At 65.6% G+C, this 22,275-nt stretch carries 18 protein-coding genes; 10 read left to right on the top strand and 8 right to left on the bottom strand.

All coding sequences use genetic code 11. From position 1 onward, the window contains the following. Positions 1-140: 140 nt before the first annotated feature. Positions 141-2,447, bottom strand: coding sequence for a DNA internalization-related competence protein ComEC/Rec2 (locus tag B1C78_RS08410; RefSeq protein ID WP_077278721.1), 2,307 nt, complete (start codon positions 2,445-2,447; stop codon positions 141-143). Between the two features lie 78 nt (positions 2,448-2,525). Here B1C78_RS08410 and B1C78_RS08405 point away from each other — a divergent pair, with 78 nt between their 5' ends. Beyond that, positions 2,526-3,041, top strand: coding sequence for a DUF2062 domain-containing protein (locus tag B1C78_RS08405; RefSeq protein WP_077278720.1), 516 nt, complete (start codon positions 2,526-2,528; stop codon positions 3,039-3,041). 68 nt (positions 3,042-3,109) lie between these two features. On the opposite strand, the gene lolD is transcribed toward B1C78_RS08405, so the two are convergent. From lolD to sfsA, 3 genes are all read right to left on the bottom strand, one after another. Beyond that, positions 3,110-3,802: a lipoprotein-releasing ABC transporter ATP-binding protein LolD gene (lolD, locus tag B1C78_RS08400; protein WP_077278769.1), complete on the bottom strand. Its 693-nt coding sequence runs from the start codon at positions 3,800-3,802 to the stop codon at positions 3,110-3,112. A gap of 2 nt (positions 3,803-3,804) precedes the next feature. After that, a complete protein-coding gene (locus B1C78_RS08395) occupies positions 3,805-5,052 on the bottom strand; it encodes a lipoprotein-releasing ABC transporter permease subunit (RefSeq protein WP_077278719.1) in 1,248 nt (415 codons plus the stop codon). A gap of 66 nt (positions 5,053-5,118) precedes the next feature. Beyond that, entirely contained in the window at positions 5,119-5,826 is a 708-nt protein-coding gene (gene sfsA, locus B1C78_RS08390) for a DNA/RNA nuclease SfsA (RefSeq protein ID WP_077278718.1), read from the bottom strand. 134 nt (positions 5,827-5,960) lie between these two features. Here sfsA and B1C78_RS08385 point away from each other — a divergent pair, with 134 nt between their 5' ends. The 6 genes from B1C78_RS08385 to B1C78_RS08360 all read left to right on the top strand — a co-directional run bounded on the left by B1C78_RS08385 (position 5,961) and on the right by B1C78_RS08360 (position 13,455). Beyond that, positions 5,961-6,260, top strand: coding sequence for a hypothetical protein (locus B1C78_RS08385; protein WP_139349851.1), 300 nt, complete (start codon positions 5,961-5,963; stop codon positions 6,258-6,260). Between the two features lie 100 nt (positions 6,261-6,360). Then, the gene (locus tag B1C78_RS08380) at positions 6,361-7,395 is read left to right on the top strand and encodes an agmatine deiminase family protein (protein ID WP_077278716.1); all 1,035 of its coding nucleotides are present in this window, start codon (positions 6,361-6,363) and stop codon (positions 7,393-7,395) included. 273 nt (positions 7,396-7,668) lie between these two features. After that, the gene (locus tag B1C78_RS08375) at positions 7,669-8,544 is read left to right on the top strand and encodes a carbon-nitrogen hydrolase (protein WP_077278715.1); all 876 of its coding nucleotides are present in this window, start codon (positions 7,669-7,671) and stop codon (positions 8,542-8,544) included. 246 nt (positions 8,545-8,790) lie between these two features. Then, a complete protein-coding gene (locus B1C78_RS08370) occupies positions 8,791-8,985 on the top strand; it encodes a YgaP family membrane protein (RefSeq protein ID WP_077278714.1) in 195 nt (64 codons plus the stop codon). Positions 8,986-9,194: 209 nt separating this feature from the next. Continuing rightward, positions 9,195-12,674 carry a transcription-repair coupling factor gene (gene mfd / locus B1C78_RS08365; RefSeq protein ID WP_077278713.1) on the top strand — a complete coding sequence of 1,160 codons (3,480 nt, stop codon included), beginning with the start codon at positions 9,195-9,197 and terminating at the stop codon, positions 12,672-12,674. Positions 12,675-12,708: 34 nt separating this feature from the next. After that, entirely contained in the window at positions 12,709-13,455 is a 747-nt protein-coding gene (locus tag B1C78_RS08360) for a CsiV family protein (protein WP_139349850.1), read from the top strand. A gap of 315 nt (positions 13,456-13,770) precedes the next feature. Here the strand turns inward: B1C78_RS08360 and B1C78_RS08355 are convergent, their stop codons facing one another. From B1C78_RS08355 to B1C78_RS08345, 3 genes are all read right to left on the bottom strand, one after another. Continuing rightward, positions 13,771-14,706 carry a S49 family peptidase gene (locus tag B1C78_RS08355; RefSeq protein ID WP_077278711.1) on the bottom strand — a complete coding sequence of 312 codons (936 nt, stop codon included), beginning with the start codon at positions 14,704-14,706 and terminating at the stop codon, positions 13,771-13,773. A gap of 57 nt (positions 14,707-14,763) precedes the next feature. After that, positions 14,764-15,450, bottom strand: a complete 687-nt coding sequence (locus tag B1C78_RS08350) for an HAD-IA family hydrolase (RefSeq protein ID WP_077278710.1) — start codon at positions 15,448-15,450, stop codon at positions 14,764-14,766. Positions 15,451-15,574: 124 nt separating this feature from the next. Further along, positions 15,575-16,546 (bottom strand): RluA family pseudouridine synthase, encoded by a 972-nt coding sequence (locus B1C78_RS08345; protein WP_077278709.1) that lies wholly within the window; start codon positions 16,544-16,546, stop codon positions 15,575-15,577. Between the two features lie 437 nt (positions 16,547-16,983). Here B1C78_RS08345 and B1C78_RS08340 point away from each other — a divergent pair, with 437 nt between their 5' ends. Beyond that, a complete protein-coding gene (locus B1C78_RS08340; protein WP_077278708.1) occupies positions 16,984-19,716 on the top strand; it encodes a ribonuclease E/G in 2,733 nt (910 codons plus the stop codon). Between the two features lie 76 nt (positions 19,717-19,792). Here B1C78_RS08340 and B1C78_RS08335 read toward each other — a convergent pair whose 3' ends face one another. Beyond that, positions 19,793-20,269 carry a low molecular weight protein-tyrosine-phosphatase gene (locus B1C78_RS08335; RefSeq protein WP_077278707.1) on the bottom strand — a complete coding sequence of 159 codons (477 nt, stop codon included), beginning with the start codon at positions 20,267-20,269 and terminating at the stop codon, positions 19,793-19,795. A gap of 228 nt (positions 20,270-20,497) precedes the next feature. On the opposite strand from B1C78_RS08335, the gene fliK reads away from it, so the two are divergent. Both fliK and B1C78_RS08325 read left to right on the top strand, forming a co-directional pair. After that, entirely contained in the window at positions 20,498-21,751 is a 1,254-nt protein-coding gene (fliK, locus tag B1C78_RS08330; protein ID WP_077278706.1) for a flagellar hook-length control protein FliK, read from the top strand. After that, on the top strand, positions 21,748-22,041 hold the full coding sequence (locus B1C78_RS08325) for an EscU/YscU/HrcU family type III secretion system export apparatus switch protein (protein WP_077278705.1): 294 nt from the start codon (positions 21,748-21,750) through the stop codon (positions 22,039-22,041). Before fliK ends, B1C78_RS08325 begins: the two co-directional genes overlap by 4 nt. Positions 22,042-22,275 lie beyond the last annotated feature (234 nt).

The raw sequence follows: 22,275 nt of genomic DNA, 5'->3' as shown, positions 1-22,275 counted from the left end.
AGCCCCTTCGGGGATTCAATATTCAAGATTCAAGATTCAAGATTCAAGATTCAAAGGACAAGGTGGTTTCACTTCCCACGGCGTGGGTCCAGGCCCTGGCTGTCCCTTTGAATCTTGAATATTGAATCTTGAATCCTTCCCTATTCTCCGTGCCAATAACGACGCGCCGTGATGCGCCAGCCGGGCGGGCTTTGCAGGGCCTCTCCGGGGAACAGGTCCACGCGCATGGCGCCCTCTTCCGCTGTGCCCCGCAGCGGCACTCCGCGCGCTTCCAAACGCGCGATCACTTCCGGATGTGGATGTCCGTAGCGATTCAGGAAGCCCGCGCCCACCAGTGCCATTTGTGGCGCGACGGCGTCCAGGAAAGCACCGCTGGCGGCATCCCGGGCACCGTGGTGGGGCAGCACCAGCACATCGCTCTGCAATGACTGGCCGGCATGGCGCAACAGCACCGCTTCTCCCAGCCCGTCCACATCGCCGGGCAGGAGCACCGAACCGCCCGGCCCCGAGACGTGCACCACGCAGGACGAAATGTTGTCATCGCCCCAGTGCGGCGGTGGATGCAGTACCCTGAACGTCACACCGTCCCAGCGCCACTTTGCGCCGCGCTCACAGTCCAGTGTCGGGACACGGTCCTGCGTGCGGCCCCAGACACCCTTCACCGCGCCCACGGGCAGGCGCGCCAGCACGCTGGCTGCGCCCCCGGCATGATCGTTGTCGGAGTGACTGATGACCAGGCGATCCACGCGACGGATGCCGGCGTGGCGGAGGAAGGGCACCACGACGGCATCCCCCGTATCCAGGCCGGAAGGAAACGCCGGGCCCGCATCGTAGACCAGGGTGTGATGACGGGTCTGTATCACGGCCGCCAGCCCCTGCCCCACGTCCAGCAGGGTGAGACGCACGCCGCCCTCCGGGATGGCGGGCGCCGGCGGCCACAACAGAGGCAGGCACAGGACGGGTGCCAGAACACGGCCCGGCATCCCGGCCGGGGCAAGCCAAAGCACGATGCCCACGGACGCGAGCCACAATGTCCATGCCGGACGCGCCGCCTGCCATCGGGCGAAGGGGAGCCCGGCAAGGACATCGAGCCACCACCAGACAATCCCCATCAGCCAGTTGGCCAGGTCCGCCGGCAACGCACCCAGCGCCGGGTGGATAAGCATCAGCACCGCCGACAGCAGCGTGACCGGGACCACCAGAAGGCCCACCCAGGGGACGGCTGCCACGTTGGCCAGCGGTGCGACCACCGAGGTCTGGTTGAAGTGGATCAGCAGCAGCGGCGTCAGACCAACGGCCACCACCACCTGGATCGTGACAGCCGCCTGCCAGCCCGAGGGTGCACGCAACCGACCCGCCACGGCCAGGAGAATCACGGCCACGGCGCCGAAGGACAGCCAGAACCCCGCGCCGAGCGTTGCGGCCGGGTCCAGAAGCAGTACCGCAACCAGCGCCACCGACAGCACATGCCACGGCCGCCCGGTACGCCCCAGCCATACGGCCATCATGGCCACGCTCAGCATCACCAGCGCACGCTGGGTGGGAACCGACAGGCCGGCCAGCAATGCATAGGCCAGGCCGGTGGCGATGGCGGCCAGTGCCCCGGCCCTTTGCACCGGCAGCCGCAACGGGGCCCCCGGAATGCGACGCCAGAACCACGCAGCCAGGCCGTAGCCCAGGCCCGCCATGAGACCGATATGCAGGCCGGAGATGGCCATCAGGTGATTCGTACCCGTGGCGAGGAACACGTCCCAGTGCGCATCGCTGATGTCCGGGCGATAGCCGACCGCCAGGGCCATGAGCACCCCGTTGAAGGTACGACCGTCCGAGGAATCACGAAATCCTTCGACGATACGCAGCCGGACCCGGTCCACGAGGCCGTCGCCGCCCCTCGCCCGCGCGAGCCGACGGTTTTCCTGACCCGGGCGCACACTGGCCACGGCCCAGACGCCCTGCTGCCGCAACCAGCCCTCATAGTCGAAACCGCCCGGATTCATGTAACCGCGCGGCTGACGGAGCCTCAGAGTCAGGCGCCAGGCCTCGCCCGGTCCCACCCGCGGGGCATCCCCGTACCAGCTCACCCGGATGCGCCGTGGACCCCGGTCCCCCGCCACATCGAACAGGAAACGCGTGACGTGGTCCGAGACCACGGGCAGCGAGGCGATGCGGCCGTCCAGAACCACGTCCGCACGGTGATCGATCAGGGCGTCTTCGGGATGTGCGCGGGCATCGATCAGCGCCCACGCAAACCCCGCGCTGGCGCCCAGCAGGAACGCGGCGACGGGCCTCAGCCATCGGGGGTGATTCCGGACACGCAGACGGTACAATGCCACTGCAGGCACGAGCGCCGCGGTGAGGACTACGGCCAACCACGCGAAAGACGGCAGATGGGGCTGTTGCTGAAGTGTCCATACCCCCAGCAGGAAGCCGAGCGCGATTGCGGGCATTTTCCCCTCCCTGGGAACCCGGCATGTGGGCCGGTCAAACAGATCGTGAGCAGCAATTAGAACCCGCAATCACTCTGCATGGCAAAAAAGTTCATCAAGCGGCTGTTCCCCTCGTACCATCGGGTCCGGGATCACGAATCCCTGCGCCTGTTCGGCGCCCTGCTGCACGATCCCAACCTCTGGCACCTGAACCGGCGCTCCGTGGCCGGTGCATTTGCCGTGGGCCTGTTCGTGGCCTTCCTGCCCATCCCGTTCCAGATGGTGGTGTCCGCCGCCGTGGCCATTCTCGTGCGGGTCAACCTGCCCATCTCGGTCCTGTTGGTATGGGTCAACAACCCGCTGACCATGGGGCCGGTCTTCTATGCCGCGTACCGGCTGGGGCTTCGAGTGCTGGACAAGCCCAAGATAGGGTTCAACTTCGAACTGAGCCTGTCCTGGTTCACCCACGACATGCTCCCGATCTGGAAGCCGCTGTTGACCGGGAGCCTGATCTTCAGCACCGCGGCCGGCCTGACCGGCTACATCGCGATACGATTGCTGTGGCGCCTGCATATCCTGAGGCGCCTCAGCTCGAAGAAACGCAGAAAAGCGTAGGAGCCCGGCCCTCCGGGCGAACGTGTGTCCGCCAAAATCTTCGCCCGGAGGGCCGGGCTCCTACTACATCAGGACAGTTTCCCGTCCACCAGCGTCAGCACGCGGTCCATTCGCTCGGCGAGGCCCATGTCGTGGGTGACCACGACCAGAGCCGTACCCGAAGACTGGTTCAGACGCATCATGAGTTGGTAGATGTCCTCGGCGCGGCGCCGGTCCAGGTTGCCGGTGGGCTCGTCGGCCAGCACGGCCTGGGGTTCGGTGATGACCGCGCGGGCGATGGCCGCGCGCTGGCGCTCGCCGCCGGACAGCTCACCGGGCTTGTGAATGAGCCGGTTGGTCAGGCCCACCCGTTCCAGCAGGTGGCGTGCGCGATCGGACGCGGCCGTGGGGTGCATGCCGCGAATCAACAGGGGCATGGCCACGTTCTCCAGCGCGGTGAACTCCGGCAACAGGTGGTGAAACTGGTAGATAAACCCCAGATGCTGGTTGCGCACCCGTCCGCGCTGGGCGTCTCCCAGCGCGCCCATGTCCTTCCCGCACACGCGTACCGTGCCCGCCGTGGGTCGGTCCAGCCCGCCCAGCAGGTGCAGCAGGGTGCTCTTGCCGCTGCCCGAGGCGCCCACGATGGCCACCCGCTCGCCGGCCTCGATCTCGAGATCGATCCCATTGAGGACGGCGACCTTGAGCCCGCCCTCGTCGAAGGTCTTGGACAGGCCCCGGGCCTGGATGACCGGCCCGTTGTTGAAGTCGGTGTCCACCATGGTCATTCGTAACGCAAGGCTTCGGCGGGCTGGGTGCGCGAACCCCGCCAGGCCGGATAGAGGGTTGCCAGAACCGTGATCAGAAAGGCGAGGCTGCCCACCCGCACCACATCGGTCGTGCGCAGTTCCGACGGGAGATCGCTGATGTAGTACACATCGGGGGCCAGGAACTGGTGGCCCAGCATCTGCTCGATGGCAGGCACGATGGTCTCCACGTTCAGTGCCAGCAGCACACCGAGTATCACGCCCATCGTGGTGCCGATGAACCCGATGAGGGTGCCCTGGACCATGAACACGCCCATCACGGAGCCCGGCGTCAGGCCCAGCGTGCGCAGGATGGCGATGTCGGACTGCTTGTCGGTCACCACCATCACCAGGGTGGAGACGATATTGAACGCGGCCACGGCGACGATCAGGAACAGGATGATGAACATCACCGTCTTCTCCGTCTGCACGGCACGGAAGAAGTTGGCGTGCTGGCGGGTCCAGTCATTGACCCAGAACCCGCCTCCCAGATCCCTGGCGAGGTCACGGGCGATGAACGGGGCGCGCATCATGTCGTCCATGCGCAGGCGCAGGCCGGTGATCTCGTCGCCCATCTGGAAGACCCGCCGGGCATCGTCCAGGTGGATGAACGCCGTGCCCCGGTCGTATTCGTACATGCCCACCTCGAATATGCCCACCACCAGCATGCGCCTGAGCCGCGGCATCACTCCGGCGGGTGTGATGGACGCCTGTGGCGTGACGAGCGTCACCCGATCGCCCATGCCCACCCCGAGGATCCTGGCCAGTTCGCTGCCGAGCACGATGCCGTAGGCCCCGTCCTCGAGGCGATCGAGACTACCGAACCGTATGTGCTCGGACACCCGCGACACGGTGCGCTCCTGATCCGGCACGATGCCGCGCACCATGGCACCGCTCACCTGTCCGGCCGCCGTGAGCATACCCTCTGCCTGAACATACGGCGCGACGCCCAGCAGATTCGGCTGACCCTCGACCCGAGCCGCCAATTCCTGCCAGTCGCTCAACCGGCCCGTGAACTCGCTGATGGTGGCATGTGACACCATGCCCAGGATGCGTTCCCGCAGTTCCTTCTCGAAGCCGTTCATCACGGACAGCACGGTGATCAGCGCCATCACGCCCAGGGTGATCCCCACCATGGAGATCAGCGAGATGAACGAGATGAAATGATTGCGGCGCTTGGCGCGGGTGTAGCGCAGGCCGATGAACAGTTCCAGGGGACGAAACATGGGGCGGATTAAATCACAGCCGGGGGCTGCTTGCATGGACGAAACACGTTTGTGCGACTCCGGTATTCATGGTGAGAGGTCTACATCCAGCGCCCGGACCAGCCGGACGGCCTCGGGGCTCACATCGGCGCCGTAGGCCAGCACCTGCACGCCGGCATCGGCCGCCTCGCGCAACCGGGCGCCGTACACCGGGTCGATATCGTCCGCGGGACGCACACGGGTCACGTCCGCGCGCTGCACGCAAAACACCAGCGCCGCGTCCTGACCCGCCTCGCGCATGAGCATCAGCTCCTCCAGGTGCCGCGTACCCCGTGTGGAAACAGCGTCCGGAAAGACGGCCACCCCGTCCTCCACCGCGGCAGTGACATTCTTCACTTCCACGTAACACTGACTGGCCCCGTTTCCCAGCAGCAGGTCGATGCGGCTGCGCCGGGCACCGTAGCGCACCTCCCTGCGCACTTCGGGCCATTGAGCCAGTTCCGTGATCACACCGTCGGCGAGGGCTTCCTCCACCAGCCGGTTGGCCAGTCCGGTGTTGATGCCCACGGACGTGCCGTCGGCCTCCACCAGTTGCCACGTATGGGCGTACTTGCGCTTCGGATCGTCTGATCGACTCAGCCATACGCGCGATCCCGGCATCATGCAGCCGAGCATGGAACCGGTGTTCGGGCAATGGGCCGTAAACTCCCGTCCGTCTGCCGTCCTTACGTCGGCCAGGAAGCGCTTGTAACGCCGCAGCAGGGTGGCCTCCGTCAGGGGAGGATCGAAATGCATGAATGGTCCAATGGGCTCTGTGGGCCGACGAAAGGTCAAAAACACTGAACGGTCAACAACCTGGACAGGTTTCCTGATGCGGAAGTTCAATGCTATAGTCTGGCCATGCCCCTTTGAGCATGCCGGAGCGCATCATGCCCATTGTACGCGGAATCGTGCTTTGCCTGTTGGCCGTTGGTCTGGCGACCCTTCCCGCCAGCGCGGATGTCCTGATGCTGGACGGTGAACCGGTGGTGGTTGAACGGGCGGATCAGCCCACGCGCGGCATGCATGAGCGCACCGTAATCTCCCGGTACGGGGAGCCGGACGCCCGTCATCCGGCCGTGGGAGAACCGCCGATCAGTCGCTGGGACTACGACGGCTACTCCGTCTTCTTCGAGGGCTCCTTTGTGATCCACACCGTGGTGCGCCGCGCGGATCTGGATCAACCGTAAGGCCTGCCGGACTCGAAGCAGGCCCGGCCATCCCACACATGGTCAGCCTCACCTCGCCCGTTCAGAACCACCACTTCACCGCGGCCGCCGGCCGACACGCATGACCCGGATACTGCCCGCCGAGTGGGCGCCCCAGAGCGGCGTCATGCTCACATGGCCCCATGATCGAAGCGACTGGGCCACCCTGATCGAGGAGGCCGATACAGCCTTTGCGGCGATCGGCACCGCCGTGACCCGTTTCCAGCGGCTCCTGGTCGTGTGCCGCGACGCCGACCATGAACGCCACGTCATCGCGTGCCTGCGCCGGGCGGGCGCAGACCTTGAACGTACCCTGACGGCCATCGCCCCCTCCAACGACACCTGGGCGCGGGACCACGGACCCGTCACCGTGATCGAAAACGGCCGCCCCGTGCTGCTCGACTTCCGCTTCAACGGTTGGGGCGGCAAGTACCCGGCCGATGACGACAACCGCATCACCGCCGCGCTGCATGCCGCGGGCGTGTTCGGCGAAACCCCGCTGCAAACCATCGACCTGGTGCTCGAGGGTGGCTCCATCGAGTCCGACGGCCAGGGGACACTGCTCACCACCGCCGGCTGCCTGCCCACCCCCACCCGCAACCCGGGTCTGAGTCGGGCGGACATCGAGGCTACGCTCAAGGGCTTTCTGGGTGTACGGCGGGTGCTCTGGCTGGAACACGGCGCACTGGAGGGTGACGATACCGACGGCCACGTGGACACGCTCGCACGCCTGTGCACCCCGGACACGATCGCGTACGTCACCTGCGATGACCCGGACGATCCTCACCACGCCCCCCTTCGGGCCATGGAGACCGAACTCCGTGCCCTGCGCACCGCCTCGGGCGACCCGTACCGCCTCGTCGCCCTGCCGTTGCCCGCGCCCGTGCGCGACGAGGACGGCCGGCGCCTGCCCGCCACCCACGCCAACTTTCTCATCATCAACGGCGCGGTGCTGGTACCCGTCTATGACGACCCCACCGACACTGTCGCCCTCGAGCGCCTGGGCGCGGTGTTCCCGGATCGGGAGATCATCGGCATCGACTGCCGCACCCTCATCCGCCAGTACGGCAGCCTCCACTGTGTCACCATGCAGTTGCCGGAGGGCGTGTTGGGTTAGCGGGTTTCAGGCGGGAAAAGCCTCGACGCGAAGACGCAAAGGAACGCAAAGAAGATCTTTGGCTGTTGGCTTTCGGTGTGTCGATGCCTCATTGCGGTACTTGATTGCGGCGACACGGTTATAACTCCGATTTCTGTGTCTCGCAGGGAAGGTGGAGATCTCACCGTTAGTCGGAAGACAACAGGGTATTTCTTTGCGTTCCTTTGCGTCTTCGCGTCTTTGCGTCGAAAATCCTTTTAAACACGCCACCAATCCCATCCCCGGAACTCCACCATGAAGATCGCACTCGTGCAGCAAGCCAACAGCACCGACCGTGAGGCCAACCTGGCGAAGAGCCTGAAGGCCATCGGTGAGGCGGCGGATGCCGGGGCCGGGCTGGTGGTGCTCCAGGAACTCCACACCGGCCTGTACTTCTGCCAGACGGAGGACACCGCCGTGTTCGACCAGGCCGAGCCCATTCCTGGCCCCGGCACGCAGGCGCTGTCGGAGGCTGCCGCAAAGCATGGCGTGGTGGTCGTCGGTTCCCTGTTCGAGCGCCGTGCCGCGGGGATCTACCACAACACGGCGGTGGTTCTGGATGCCGACGGCCGGCTGGCCGGGCGCTATCGCAAGATGCACATTCCGGACGATCCCGGCTACTACGAGAAGTTCTACTTCACCCCCGGCGATCTGGGCTTTGAACCCGTGGATACCTCCGTGGGCCGGCTCGGCGTGCTGGTCTGCTGGGACCAGTGGTTTCCGGAAGCGGCAAGGCTCATGGCACTGGCCGGGGCGGAACTGCTGATCTATCCCACGGCCATCGGCTGGAACCCCGACGACCCCGAGGACGAGCAGGCCCGACAGCGCGACGCCTGGATAACGATCCAGCGGGCGCACGCCGTGGCCAACGGACTGCCGGTGGCGAGTGTAAACCGGGTGGGCTTTGAAGCGGACCCGAGCGGCGTCACGAGCGGCAGCACATTCTGGGGCAGCAGCTTCGTGTGCGGCCCGCAGGGGGAACTGCTCGCCCAGGCCCCCACGGACCGCGAAACGGTCCTGGTGGCCGAGGTGGACATCTCCCGCGCCGAACAGGTGCGCCGCATCTGGCCCTACCTGCGCGATCGGCGCATCGACGCCTACCAGGATCTGCTGAAGCGCTACCGGGACTGAACTCAGACCGCCGGAAAGCGAACCGCGAAGGGCGCGAAGGTATGCGCAAAGTACGCGAGGTCTTTCCCACAAATGACTTACTTTGCGTTCTTCGCGCATACCTTCGCGCCCTTCGCGGTTCCGGCTTTTCTGATTTCACATTCCACTTAGCCCGACCCGACCAGGATCCATACGCCGGCCTGCTGCAATCCGGCGCGGCTCGATCTATGCTTATTGCATGTTCCCTTTGACCGGGAGGAGACGGATATGGACATGGCAACCATGAAGAACATGGGAGTGGCGGACCGGGTGATTCGGGCCATAGTCGGGATCGTGCTCATCAGCCTGGTCTTCATCGGACCGCAGACGCCCTGGGGCTGGATCGGCATCATCCCGCTGGCCACCGCCGTCATCAGCTGGTGCCCCGCCTACAGCCTGATCGGCATGCGCACTACGAAGTAGCTCCCAAGTAGCAAGGCCCCCTCCCCGGCCCTCCCCCGCAAGCGGAAGAGGGGGTTCTCTCCCTGTGCTTCAGCGAGAGGGCCCGGGAGGGGGTGGTGCCTTCCCACTTCCCAATTCACACTTCTCACTTCCCCCTCCACTCCTTTACTGCACCACCCCCCGCAGTGCAGTAGAATGGGCGGCCGTTTGCCTGTATACCGACCGTCCAGATGTCCGCGCAGTCCCTGCACAGCCCCCTGACACCGCCGGCCCTGCCGGATCAGCCCGGCCTGCGCCGTTGGGGCCGGCTCTATGGTGCCGCCCGTGCACTGGCCATCGCGCGGGCGCTCAAGGATCACGACGGCCTCGGGATGGTCATGGTGCCGGACACCCGGGAGGCCGAGATCCTCGCCCAGGAACTGGCGTTCTTCCTGTCCGGGGATGACCCGCAGGTCCTGACGCTCCCCGACTGGGAGACCCTGCCCTACGACCTGTTCTCGCCGCACGAGGACATCATCTCGCGGCGCCTGGAGGTGCTCTCCCGACTGCCCGCAATGCAGCGCGGCATCCTGGTGGTGCCGGTCAACACCCTCATGCAGCGCATCGCGCCCAGGGCTTGGCTGCAGGGGCAGGTGCTGATGCTGGCCGCAGGCGATCGCCTGGACCGCGATACCATGCGCCGCAATCTGGAGCAGGCCGGATACCACTGTGTCAGCCAGGTCATGGAACACGGCGAATTCGCGGTACGCGGCTCGCTCGTCGACCTCTTCCCCATGGGCAGCGACGTGCCCTACAGGATCGATCTCATGGACGACGAGATCGAGACCCTCCGCAGCTTCGATCCGGAAACGCAGCGCAGCCTGCAGACCGTGGATGCATTGCGCCTGCTGCCCGCCCACGAATTTCCCATGGATGAAGAGGCCATCCGGGGTTTTCGCCAGCGCTACCGCACCCGCTTCGAGGGCGATCCCCAGGCCAGCGTCATCTACCGTGACGTGAGCCAGGGCGCCGCCCCGGCGGGCATCGAGTATTACCTGCCCCTGTTTTTCGACGCTCTGGACACGTTGTTCGACTATCTGCCCCGCAACGTCCGGCTGGTGCAGGCCGGCGACATCGAGACCGCGGCCGACGACTTTTTGAACCAGGCGGCCCAGCGTTACGAACAGCGCCGGCACGACCGCGAGCGTCCCATCCACGCCCCGGAGGAACTATTTCTCGGCCTGGATGAACTGAAGGCGCAACTCACCGGGCGGCCCGGTATCCGCGTGGAACGGCCGGAACAGCTGGAACAGGTGGCCGGAGGCGTCAACTTCGACGTGGGCGCGCTGCCCGATGTGCGCATCCACGTCCGCCAGGCGGATCCCGCGGCGGCGTTCAAGACGTTTCTGGACGGCTTCGACGGACGGGTGCTGATCGCCGCCGAGTCCGCCGGACGTCGGGAGTTCGTCATCGACAGTCTGCGTCCCTTCGGGCTCGTACCCGCGCCGGTGGACGACTGGCAGGAGTTCCTGGAAAGCAATGCCCCCCTCGCCATCACCGTCGCGCCCATCGAGGACGGCATGCGGCTGGCCTGTTGCGGGCTGGCGGTCGTCACAGAGTCCGCCCTTTTCGGCGAGCGGGCGCGGCAGGAGCGCAGGCGCAGGCGCCCGACACGGGACTCGGACGCAGTCATCCGCAATCTCACCGACCTGCACCCGGGTGCACCCGTGGTTCACGAGGAGCACGGCGTCGGCCGCTACCTGGGCCTGCAGAAGCTGTCTGTGGGCGGTCAGGAGGCGGAGTTCCTGACACTTGAGTACGCCGGCGGTGACAAGCTCTACGTACCCGTGTCCTCACTGCATCTGGTGAGTCGCTACACCGGCGCGGACACGGAACATGCGCCACTGCACAAGCTGGGCGGCGAGCAGTGGGCCCGCATCCGGCGCAAGGCGGCGGAGAAGGCCCGGGACGTGGCCGCCGAACTCCTGGATATCTACGCACGGCGCGCCGCGCGCAAGGGCCACAGTTTCGATATCCAGGCCACCGACTGCCAGGCCTTTGCCGCGGGCTTTCCGTTCGAGGAGACGCCGGACCAGGCCCGCGCCATCGAGGCGGTGCTCGACGACATGGCCTCGGATCGACCCATGGACCGCGTGGTGTGCGGCGACGTGGGTTTCGGCAAGACGGAGGTGGCCATGCGCGCTGCCTTCGTGGCGGCCAACAGCGGCAAGCAAGTGGCGGTGCTGGTGCCCACGACGCTGCTCACCCAGCAGCACTTCCAGAACTTTTCCGACCGGTTCGCAGAGTGGCCGATCCGGATAGAAACCCTGTCGCGCTTTCGGTCCGCGAAGGAGCAAAAGGCCGCGCTGGAAGGGCTGGCGGACGGCCGGGTGGACATCGTCATAGGCACCCATAAGCTCATCCAGGGTGACGTCAAGTTCAAGCGCCTGGGCCTGGTCATCATCGACGAGGAACACCGTTTCGGTGTCCGGCACAAGGAGCGCCTCAAGGCGCTGCGCGCCGAGGTGGACATGCTCACCCTCACGGCCACGCCGATTCCGCGCACGCTCAACATGGCCCTGTCCGGACTGCGCGACCTGTCCATCATCGCCACGCCGCCCATGGAACGGCATGCCATCAAGACCTTCATCAGCCAGTGGAACGACAGCCTCATCCAGGAGGCCATCACGCGCGAGATCCGCCGCGGCGGACAGGTGTACTTCCTGCACAACAGCGTGGAAACCATCGAGCGTGCGGCACGGCAGGTGGCGGAACTGGTGCCGGGCGCCGACATCGGCATCGCCCACGGGCAAATGCGCGAAAGCGAACTGGAGCGCGTGATGCTGGACTTTTATCACCGACGTCACAACGTGCTGGTGTGCACCACCATCGTGGAGAGCGGCATCGACGTACCCACCGCCAACACCATCGTCATCGATCGTGCCGACAAGCTGGGGCTGTCCCAGCTGCACCAGTTGCGCGGCCGCGTGGGGCGCTCCCATCATCGTGCCTACGCGTACCTCATCACCCCGCATCCGTCGGCGATGACCGCCGACGCGGTCAAGCGGCTCGAGGCCATCGAATCTCTGGAGGACCTGGGCGTGGGCTTCACCCTGGCCTCACACGACCTGGAGATCCGCGGCGCCGGTGAGCTGCTGGGCGAGGACCAGAGCGGGCAGATTCATGAGATCGGCTTCACACTCTACAATGAACTGCTGGAACGCGCGGTCACGGCCATGAAGAAGGGCGAGGTGCCGGACCTGGACCGCCCCATGGCGGACGTGACGGAAGTGGACCTCGGGGTGCCCGCGCTGCTGCCGGACGACTACGTACCGGACGTGCACACGCGCCTGATACTCTACAAGCGCATCGCCAGTTGCGAGTCGGAAACCGCGCTGCGTGAACTGCAGGTGGAGATGATCGATCGTTTCGGGCTGCTGCCCGAGCAGGCCAGGAATCTGGTCGCCGTTACGGAACTGCGGCTGCGCCTGCAACCGCTGGGCGTGCGCAAGCTGGAGGCGGGACCCGAGGGCGGACGCTTCACCTTCCAGCCTAATCCGAACCTGGATCCTGCACGCCTGATCGCACTGATTCAGTCAGACCCGAAGAAGTTCAGGCTGGACCCGGAACAGCGCCTGCGCTTTCATGAGCCCATGGACAATCTGGAAGCACGCATTCAGGCCGTAAAGCGCATCATCGCCACGCTGGCGCTCAAGCAGGAGGCCGCCTGATGCGGACCCCCGCCACCATATGGACACCCGATTCATGACACGATGCCGATCGCATTCTCCCCTGTTCCCTCTCCTCCTCCTGGTGGCGCTGGCCGTGACCGCCATCCTGCCCGGGAAACTGCCGGCGGAAGAGCCGCGCATGTACCGGGTGGAAGTGGTGCTCCTGCGCCACACCGACGCCGACGCCCTGCTGAAAGAAGTGTGGCGCAGCGGTGATGTGGCGGGGCTTGAGCATGCGCTGGACCTGACCGAACTGGATGAGGACGAGGTGGACCACCTGTTTCGCGATGTATCGGGCACACCCTTCGGCCTGCGCGGCGTGGTCAACCGGCTCGAACAGTCGCCCCTTTACGACGTGATCGCAAGCTACGCCTGGGAGCAACCGGGACTGCCGCAGGAGCAGGCGATACCAGTGCGTATCCGGTCAGGCCAGGTCCTCGGCCGCATGCCGCCCGCCTTCGAGCCACCGCCGTTCGCGCCATGGCAGATCCAGCCGGTGCTCGGAGGCGTGCCCGAGCAACCGGACGAACCGGAGCTGCTGTATGAAGTGGACGGCGTGATCACCCTGACGCTCGCCCGCTTCCTGCACATCCACACCGACCTGCTCTACCGCCCCGCCACCGGCGACCGGTTGCCCGGCGATCACGTGACAACCCTGGAGGGCGATCAATTCGCCGAGAGCCACGTCACCGAACGCCGGCGCATGCGCTCCGGCGAAACCCACTACCTGGATCACCCCCTGATGGGCGTCATCGTCCACGTCACGCCGGTGGAAGACTGACTTCGGGGTATTGAGAATCGTTGTTTAACCACGAAGCACACGAAGAGCACGAAGAAACTCAAATTAGAAAAACCCTTTCTCTCGCAAAGCCGCAAAGCACGCAAAGAAAAGCGATCTATGCATAGGGCGCCCCATGGGCGCCGACCGCACCTTGATAGATTCCGGTTCGGCGGGCATGCCCGCCCTATTGATCTTCTTGGCGTGCTTTGCGGCTTTGCGAGAGAAACTTTTTTTCTTTCTTCGTGCTCTTCGTGCTCTTCGTGCTCTTCGTGCTCTTCGTGTGCTTCGTGGTTAAAACAGGCCTTTTCGGAAATCTCACCGAATGGCAGGTTCGCCGAGATTGACGATGGCCCGACCGATGGCTGCGCCGAAGCTGTCGGCGAGGCGGCGCAGGAGATCCTGGCGCGGGGTGAAGTCGACGATGTTCTCCTGGCCAATGACTTCACGGGCCACGTAGCCGGGGCTGCCGAGGCCGTCGATGATGCCCAGTTCCAGGGCCTCGTCACCGGTCCAGATCAGCCCCCCGAAGAGTTCTTCGTCAGACCCGTTGAGGCGATCCCCGCGCGCCGTCTTCACCGCATCCACAAACTGTGTATGGATGTTGTCGAGCAGGCGTTGCACGTGGGCCTGGTCCTCCGGCTTCACGGGGAGAAACGGATCCATCAGGGCCTTGTTGTCTCCGGCCACCATCAGCCGGCGTTCGATGCCCAGCTTGTCGATGGCGTCCACCAGTCCGAAACCATCCATACGCACGCCGATGGAACCCACGACACTGGAGGCATCGGCGTAGATCCAGTCCGCGGACACCACCGCGTAATAGCCGCCCGATGCGCCCACGTCGCTGATCACTGCGTACACGGGCGTATCCGGATGCGCCTCCTTGAGCCGGCGCACTTCGTTGTTGATGTAGGCCGACTGAACCGGGCTGCCGCCGGGGCTGTTCACGCGCAGCAGCACGGCCTCGGTGTTCTTGTCGCGAAACGCGTTGCGCAGCCCCTGGGTCACCAGATCCGCACTTGCCTGGCTGCCTTCAGTGATCACGCCCTGCAGATCCACCAGTGCAGTATGCGGACCGGCCTTGCGCGTGTCCGTGGCGAACGGCCCCGTCAGGAACAGCCCCAGCAGGAGGAACAGATAGGCAAAACCCAGCAGCTTGAAGAAGATACCCCAGCGCCGCGCTCTGCGCTGTTCCTGAACGCCCGCAAGGGCGATCCTGGTCAGGGCATCACGTTCCCAGTTTTCTTGAGACATGGAATCGATCCTTTTCTGAGGTGGGAAGCGGAAATCTGGAAGTGGGAATCAGTGCATTCACTTCGCACTTCCCAATTCCACCTTCACAGTTCTGGAGAGCCAACCGGGGAGCACCCTCAGATCATCCATCAGCGCCACCGGACTGTGCTGCGAAAGCCGCTGTCCGCCGTGCACGCCATAAGTGACTCCCAGGCGATCGGTACCCGCGTTGCTGGCCATGAGCATATCGTACTCGCTGTCGCCGATCATGAGTGTATCCTCCGGGCCCAGGCCCAGTTCATTCATGATCTCGTTGAGCATGGCCGGATTGGGCTTCGAGAAGGTCTCGTCCGCGCAGCGGGTCGAGAGAAAATGCCGCGCGAGACCGGTGTCGTCCAGCACCCGGTCAAGGCCCCGGCGGGACTTGCCGGTAGCCACCGCAAGCCAGTAGCCCGCCGACTCGAGGGCGGCCAGCATTTCCCCCACGCCCGGGAACAGTGCCGAGGGCGTCTCGTCGCGCTCCAGGAAATGGACCCGGTAGGCCTCGCGAAAGTCCGCGAGAAAGCGATTCCCGGCACCCGGGTAGAGGGCGAGGATGGCCTCGTCCAGACCCAGCCCGATGATATCGCGCAGCGCGGATTCGTCGCGTTCCTCCGCCCCCGTATCCGCAATCGCCCCGCGCAGACAGGACACGATCCGGGCCGCCGAATCCATCAGCGTCCCGTCCCAGTCGAATACCAGTAGTTGATACGGTTTGGATGACATGCAGGTTCGAATCAATCTTGAGCCACAGAGGACACAGAGGGCACAGAGTCAACTCGTGCGCTGCCTGCGTTTCTTTCTCTGTGACCTCTGTGACCTCTGTGGCAAAGAAACATTCGGAAAACACTCAGACGTCCACAGGTTCCAGGCGTTCCAGTACCGATTCGAGATCGGCCGGCAATGGCGCCTGCACATGGTAAGGCCGGTCGCGCCCCGGCAGGTGAAAGCGCAGGCTTTCCGCATGCAGAAACTGACGCTTCAGGCCCAGGCGCTTCATGCGCCGGTTGAAGTCGAAATCCCCGTACCGGCTGTCACCGGCCACGGGAAATCCTTCGTGGGCGGCGTGCACTCGGATCTGATGGGTCCGGCCGGTACCGATTTCAACCCCCATGAGTGTGCAGTCGGTGAAATGCCGACGGGGATAGAAGAAACTCTCGGCGCTTCTTCCGCCCTCGTCCACCACTGCATTGCGCACCCGCGTTCGGGGCCCCTCGCGGGTCAGTGACTCGGACACGCGGCGCGGACCACCCTCCCAGACGCCGGCCAGCAGGGTGAGATAGTGCTTGTCCACCCCGCCTGCCTTGAGGGCGGCGTGGAAGGCCAGCAACGCCTCGCGGCGCTTGGCCAGCACCAGGCAGCCGCTCGTCTCGCGATCCAGTCGATGCGCCAGTTCCAGGAAGGGGGCAGCGGGCCTGATCCGGCGCATGGCCTCGATGAGCCCCACGCGCACGTTACTGCCGCCGTGAACGGCCAGCCCCGGCGGCTTGTCCAGCACGAGTACGTTGTCGTCCTCCAGCAGGATCGCCCTCTCCAGGGTTCGGGCCAGGTCATCGGGCAGGGGTCGGGATTCTCTTCCGTCCGCCGGGATGGACCGCCGAACCGGGGGAATGCGCACCTGGTCCCCTGCGCTCAGCCGATAATCCGGCCGCGCGCGCCCCTTGTTGACCCGCACCTCGCCCTTGCGCAACAGGCGGTACACATGGCTCTTGGGTACCCCCTTGAGACGTCCCAGCAGGAAATTGTCCAGGCGCTGCCCGGCCTGATCCGGCTCAACGCGGACCAGGACGACGCGCGACACTGGAGAGGTTGGCTCTTTCATGGGCGGGGTATTCGGTCGGGATCGGGATAATAACCGATTCATCAAGGGTTTGAACGCCTACTTGCCAATTGGTATCATGGGGTGTCACGAGGGAAGGATCGGCTGATCTCCCCTGCGCCGGCCCATTCCTTGCGGTGTCCGAATCGCCCTCCACCATCGTGACCAGCAGATTTTCCCCGGCCGGCGGCCGGACGCGGCATTCTGCCGTCTGGTTGCGCCGCCCGGAATGAAGCAGGAACGCAAGTACCCGAGCGATCAAATGAACAACCTTGCCCACGCATCCTTTGCCGGCCGGCCCATGGGAGAAATGATCCCCTGGTGGTGCCTGTGTGCGCTGCTGTTGATGCGCGCCCGCACGCACGTGCCCGCGGCGATGGACGAAGGCCTGGTCCCCGGACCGGGCGGCGCGGCAAGACCGACCCTTCGAGAACCCTTTCATGAAACGAATCCTGATCAATGCCACGCAGCCCGAAGAGCTGCGTGTGGCCATGGTCGATGGCCAGAAGCTCTACGACCTGGACATCGAAGTCCCCTCACGGGAACAGAAAAAGGCCAACGTCTACAAGGCGGTCGTCACCCGGGTTGAACCCAGTCTCGAGGCCGCGTTTGTTAACTACGGTTCCGAACGCCACGGCTTCCTTCCCCTGAAGGAGATCGCCCGCAGCTGCCTGCCCGGCGGTGGCCAGGACGATGGCGGCAACGGCGGTTCCATCAAGGACCTGGTCAAGGAGGGCATGGAACTCATTGTCCAGGTTGAGAAGGAAGAGCGCGGCAACAAGGGCGCCGCGCTGACAACCTTCGTCAGCCTGGCCGGCCGCTATCTCGTGCTCATGCCCAACAACCCCCGCGCGGGTGGGGTGTCCCGGCGTATCGAGGGCGAGGACCGCAGCGAGATCCGCGAAGCACTCAGCCAGCTGGAGGTCCCCCAGGGCATGGGCCTGATCGCGCGCACGGCGGGCGTGGGCCGCGCCGTGGAAGAGCTTCAGTGGGACCTCGAGTACCTCAAGACGCTCTGGGCCGCCATCACCGAGGCCGCCGAGAGCCGCAAGGCGCCCTTCCTCGTCTACCAGGAAAGCAACGTCATCATCCGGGCGCTGCGCGATCACCTGCGCAACGACATCGCCGAGATCATCATCGACGATCCGGCCGTGTATCGGCAGGCCCAGGAGTTCATGCAGCAGGTCATGCCCAACAACCTGCGCAAGCTCAAGCTCTACGAAGAGCACGTCCCGCTGTTCAACAGGTACCAGATCGAGAGCCAGATCGAGGCGGCCTTCCAGCGCCAGGTCACGCTCCCCTCCGGGGGCGCCATCGTCATCGATCACACCGAGGCCCTGATCTCCATCGACGTCAACTCCGCCCGCGCCACCAAGGGCAGCGACATCGAGGATACGGCGCTCAACACCAATCTGGAGGCAGCCGACGAGATCGCCCGCCAGTTGCGCCTGCGGGACCTGGGCGGCCTGATCGTCATCGACTTCATCGACATGGGGCCGGCCCGCAACCAGCGCGAGGTGGAGAACCGGCTGCGCGACGCCCTGGAAATGGACCGGGCCCGCGTTCAGGTGGGGCGCATCTCGCGCTTCGGCCTGCTCGAGATGTCGCGCCAGCGCCTGCGTCCCTCACTGGGCGAATCCAGCCAGATCGTGTGTCCCCGCTGCAGCGGACACGGACACATCCGCAGCGTCGAGTCACTCGCCCTCTCCGTGCTTCGCCTCATCGAGGAAGAAGCCATGAAGGAGAAGACCGGCCGCGTGCTCGCACAGCTGCCGGTGGATGTCTCCACCTTCCTGCTCAACGAAAAGCGTGACGCCGTAAATGCCATCGAGCGGCGCCACGGCGTCATGGTCACCCTGGTGCCGACGCCGGACATGGTGACACCGCATTTCCAGGTCCGTCGCATTCGCTTCGACGACGTGCCCGAGGATCTGCGCGACAAGAGCAGTTACCAGATGTTGCCGGAACCCGATGTGGAGGAAGTCATCACCGACACGACGGAACTGCCCAGCATCGAGCGCCCGGCCGTACAAACCATCCGCCCGCCCATACCGGCCCCCAGGCCGCCAGAGCCGCCGGCGCCTGAAACGGCGCCCGGGGCAATCCCGCAACCGGGATTTTTCACCCGGGTCTGGAAGAGCCTGTTCGCCGGCACCGGGAGCAGTGAGACGACCTCCGAAGGCGAAAGCGGCACACGTGGGCCGAGCGATCGCGGCGCATCGCGCAGCAGTTCGCGGGATGAAGAGAGCGGGCGCAGCGCGCGCGGTCGCGGAAACCGCCGTAGTGGGGGTAGTGGGGGGCGCGGCCGCAGCAATCGGCGCGGCAGTTCCGACGAAGGCACCGCGGTGGAAGAGCGCAAGAAACCAAAACCCGCCGCCACGAAGGCCCCGGCGGGCGCCAAGGAAACCCCGAACAAGCCCGAACAGGACGCCGACGGCGGCAGCGAAGGCCGCAGGTCCGGTTCGGGGCGCAGCCGCGGACGCCGCGGTGGACGCCGCCGCCGACGTGGCGGTGGTGAGGACTCGTCCGGTTCGGAGCAACAGACCAGCGGCTCGGACACCCAGAGCCGCACCGGTTCCACGGAAAAGGACGCTCCCTTACGTGAGGAACAGCGCGGCAAGTCCGCCGAGGCGGCACCGCCCAAGGTTGACGCGGAGCGTGAGAAGGCGCCCGACGCCGGCCCGCGTCCTGCACCGGCCAAGGAGCCCGAGTCGCCGCCGGAAGTGCGGTCACCCGCCCCTGCCCGGGCTGACACGTCGAATCGGGAACAACCCGCGCAGGCAACCCGCCCGGACGAGCGAACGTCTCCATCCGGCGAAAGCCCGACCCCGCAACGGGACAAGCCCGCTCCCGCACAACCGGATACTGCTGCTGCCCAGCCGCCCGGGCTGCCGCCAAGAGCGCCTGCGGCCCCTGCGCCGACGCGGGACCTCAACACAGCGGACGGAAGCCCCGCATCGAAGGCGGAGAACGTGGCAACCCCGGTCCCCCGGCCGGAAAGCCGGCCGGAACTGCAGCCAGTGCCTCGCTCTGCGCCGGCCGAATCCGGCTCCGGGTCCGGGTCTACGCCTGGCTCCGGCGACAGCGAACGTACACGGAACGCCGAATCCGAGCGTCCCCGTCGCACGGAAACCGCAGAAGCCGACCCGTCGGACCGGGAAGGACGAGGCTGAAAACCAGACGGGGGCGATCTTCCGATCGCCCCTGTCACTTCGGCCCATGACACCGTGGGCCGACACAATATTCGGGTCAGAACCGGTATCGGCGCTTGAGATCGTCTAGCAGTCCCTCGGCAGCACTTTGCACCATGTCCATGACGCGGTCGAATCCCGCGTTGCCACCGTAGTACGGATCCGGCACCTCGCGATCCGGCAGATCCTCCGCGAAATCCAGGAACAGTCGGATACGCTCGTGGTGCTCCGGCGGGCTCACCCGCCTGGCATTCTCCAGATTGTCCTCGTCCATGACGAGCACGTAGTCGAACGCCTCCGAATCATCGGGTTCGAGCAGGCGTGCCCGCTGTCCACTGATGTCGATACCCCGGCCATGGGCTGTGCGTTGTGCGCGCTCGTCCGGCGGCGAACCCACGTGGTAGGCATGGGTGCCCGCCGAATCCACCTTGATCAGGTGGCCGATGCCCGCGTCGTTGACGAGCATCTCGAAAGCCCCTTGGGCCATGGGTGACCGACAGATGTTGCCCATGCAGACGAACAGTACCTTCACCATGTGACCGGAACCTTCCCAATTTTGCCGATGCCTACCTTCGCATTTTCGTGGCACGGGCGTCCATTATCCACTTGGGGGACAGTCTCCCGGTTGCCCCAATTGATGAAGGCGGGATCCGACAAAGCTCATGATTCGCGCGCCGGCCGGTGGCGGCAGGACGGTGCGTTGCCTTGGCAAGGGGGATGTGCCTGTCCGATACTGAACTCCCGCCAAACCTCGGCCCCCGTCATGCAGATCCCCCCGCCGGCCCAGACAGTCATACTCAGCGGTTCGAATCCGCAGACATCGGGATGGCGGGCCGGACAGATCCTGGATGCGCTGGTCGTGCGTTCGGAACGCGGCAGCACCCGCGCCGAGATCCGCGTCGGCCAGCTGCAGCTGGCGGTGCAACTGCCGACCCGGGTGCCCGAGGGGACCAGGTTGCTGCTGCAGGTGGTGCAGGCCGGTGCCCGACCCGTACTCAATCTTGTCAGTCCCGCAGCGACCGCCGCGACCCAGGTCCCGGTGCCTCATTCCCCCGCACCGTCTCCATCGGTAGCGACGGCGCCCGCGCAACCGGGCATCCTATCCGCAAACTGGCTCACCAGCCTGTTGCCCGTCCAAGGCAGTCAGGCCCATCTGCTGGCCGCCCTGTCATGGCTTGACGCGCAGCCGCAGCGTCTTCAGACCCTGCCCCAACCCGTTCGTGCGGAAGTCCTGAAGGTTGCGCAACAGCTGACCCCCATGGACCAGGCAACAAACGCGCAGGGCCTGCGGCAGGCGGTGCGTGACTCGGGCCTGTTTCACGAGAGCACCCTTGCGGTTCAGGCAGTTGCCTCGTCGGGCTCGGCTTCGGTTCCGGCCGCCAATCTCAAGTCGGCGCTGCTGTCACTGGCGGCACGCCTGCGCGCCTTCCCGGTCTCGGCCCAGCCACCGCCGAACGTGCGCAACGCGAACATCCCGCCCCCGCCCAGCCCCGGTCAATCACCGACCCCGCAACCGCGGATGGAAGCCCATCTCGTTCACCTGGGGCGCGAGGCCCTGCTGGAGACACTGCGCACGCGCACTGACGCCGCCCTTGCGCGCATGGTGCTGCACCAATGGAGCGCCGTGGAGAGCGCGGAATCCGGCCTGCCCCGATGGCTCCTGGAACTGCCGCTGCGCAACCAGCAGGGCGTGGACCTGATCCACCTGCTGCTGGAGAAGGAACCCCGACAGCACGAATCATCCGACGAACCCACCTGGCGTGCCGAACTTGCCCTGGATCTGCCCGGGCTCGGACCGCTGCATGTACACGTGGCGATTACGGGTTCACAGGTCCAGACCCGTTTCTGGGCCGAATCCGAAGAGACCGTCAGGCGTGTGCGCGCCGCGCTGCCGAAGCTGAAGGACGGCTTCGAGAACCGGGACCTGACGGTCCGGGACCTGGGCTGCAATCCGGGACGCCCGCCTGCGCGCGGTCCGACTGCGCAGCGCGGCCCGCTGCTGGACGATCACGCATGAGCGACAAGCGACCCGACCCCCCGCGCAGAGCTGTCGCCCTGCATTACACGGGCAAACAGGCACCGCGCATTACGGCCAAAGGCGGCGGCCCGGTTGCGGAACGCATCCTCGCGCTGGCCCGGGAACACGACATCCCCGTTCACGAGGATGCGCTCCTCACCGCGGCCCTCGCCCAGGTCCCCCTGGGAGACGAGATCCCGGAGAATCTCTACGTGGCCGTAGCGGAAGTGCTGGCGTTCGTCTACTTCCTCAGCGGAAGGACGCCGCATCATTTAAAGGATGAAGGATGAGCGCCCTTCCGGGCGAAGGATGAGCGCCCTTCCGGGCGAAGGATGAAGGTTGAAGGATGAAGGTTGAACGCCCTTCGGGCGAAGGATGAAGGATGAAGGTTGAATGCTGAACGCTGATTGCTGAACGCTGAAAGCTGAATGCTGAATGCTGAATGCTGAATGCTGAATGCAAAGTCTAACCCGCCATTCCCCTCCCCTCATGGGGAAGGCGAGGGGGGACTGTAATTAAATCTG

Origin of the sequence: Thioalkalivibrio denitrificans (assembly GCF_002000365.1) — a bacterium.
GTDB classification, from domain to species: domain Bacteria; phylum Pseudomonadota; class Gammaproteobacteria; order Ectothiorhodospirales; family Ectothiorhodospiraceae; genus Thioalkalivibrio_A; species Thioalkalivibrio_A denitrificans.
This window is presented reverse-complemented; position numbering and strand designations above follow the sequence as displayed.